The following is a 1,363-nucleotide window of genomic DNA, read 5'->3' as shown; positions in this document are numbered from 1 at the left end:
TCTGGGCGGCGGCTTGCCGGACAGGACCGGAAGGTGTTCAAGGACAGGGCAGCCATGGAAAAATACCTCCAGGGCCGAATTGCCGCCTACTCCCACCTGTTTACGGAAATCTCCCCACCCATCCCGGAGGACGCCCGGAAACGCTTCTGTGTCAACGGGATACTGCTGCCCGGCTACACCGTGGAGACCCCTGTGCCGGACCTCCCGGACGAAAAGTATGTGGAGGATCTGTTATCTCTGTTGGAGGACGGGGACATGGACGCTTTGCCCCAGCCGGAGGAACCGGCCCCGCCCCCGGCACCCCCGCCCCGGAGACCGGCCCCCAAAAAGACCCGGCCCCAAAGGGCCAGCCCGGTCCGATAGGAGGTGTGTTGCTACGAAAAAGAAACGGTTTCACTATTTTATCAGAGGCTACCGCTGGGCCCCGGAAAATTTTGGAGCCAGCAAAGGGCTCACAAAAGACTCCCGCAAGGCTATCCCACTGACCCTGGACGAACGGCGGGAGGTTGGTATCCTCTCTTTAACAAAAGGCCCCGATGCGGCAATCGGCTATGTCAAGCACACCGAACGGGCGCGGGAACGCCAGCGCAGGAAAATGATAACCTACGGTTTTCTTTCAAAGGAAGTATCAGGACGTTTTGTGTACTGTCCGCAGCTTTCTTTCCGCGCAGACGCTTCTATTGATGAACGTCTCCGGGTGTTCAAAAAAATCCGAGCCATTCTGGAGGAAACCGATGGACGTGTCGTGACCTCTACCGAGTGCGAGCTGGACGGCCAATACCGCCCCACCAATGTCAAAGAAAACACCATCACAGCGGATTTCAGCCGCCCGTTGACCATTCCCATGGGCGAGAAGTTCATCCGGGACGGCCTGGAAACTCCGTACCGCCCCCGGCCCAAGGCCCAGAAAAAGGCCAGACCCCATAAACACCGGGACATGGCCCCGATACGGTAGACAGCGGAGCCGTTGGCTCCGCTGTCCCAGCAAGTGGAATTTTGACAGCAAAATTCCACTTGTTAGGGGCCAGCCCCTAATACCCCCCCGCCCGGAAATGCGTCTCAAGTTGAGACGCATTTTTTCGACACATTTTATAAAGGAAGTGCTGCCTATGGCAAAGCCCTACAAGACCGTCACCCTGCGGCTGACCGCCAGCCAGTACGCCCACCTGCGCCGTCAGGCGGAGGCGTCCGGGCTGAAAATGGAGCCGCTGCTCCGCCAGCTCATTATGGGCGTGAACCTCCGGCCCCGGCCCCCTGACACCTATGCCGCCCTGCTGCGGGAGCTGAACGCCATCGGGACAAATATCAATCAGATCGCCCACAACACCAACGCCAGAAAGGAGGCGGGCCAGACCGATATTGA

At 59.0% G+C, this 1,363-nt stretch carries 2 protein-coding genes and 1 pseudogene; all 3 read left to right on the top strand.

What is annotated here, in order from left to right; genetic code table 11:
- Positions 1-186 (top strand): annotated as a pseudogene (locus D1641_RS19625) (hypothetical protein); the annotation flags it as partial.
- Positions 187-697: 511 nt separating this feature from the next.
- Entirely contained in the window at positions 698-955 is a 258-nt protein-coding gene (locus D1641_RS18865; RefSeq protein ID WP_160668528.1) for a hypothetical protein, read from the top strand.
- A 154-nt stretch (positions 956-1,109) separates the two neighbouring features.
- Positions 1,110-1,363 (top strand): plasmid mobilization relaxosome protein MobC (gene mobC / locus D1641_RS18860; RefSeq protein ID WP_160668523.1); only part of this gene is annotated, 254 nt, incomplete at its 3' end.

Source organism: Colidextribacter sp. OB.20, assembly GCF_009911595.1.
Taxonomy (GTDB): Bacteria; Bacillota; Clostridia; order Oscillospirales; family Oscillospiraceae; genus Lawsonibacter.
This window is presented reverse-complemented; position numbering and strand designations above follow the sequence as displayed.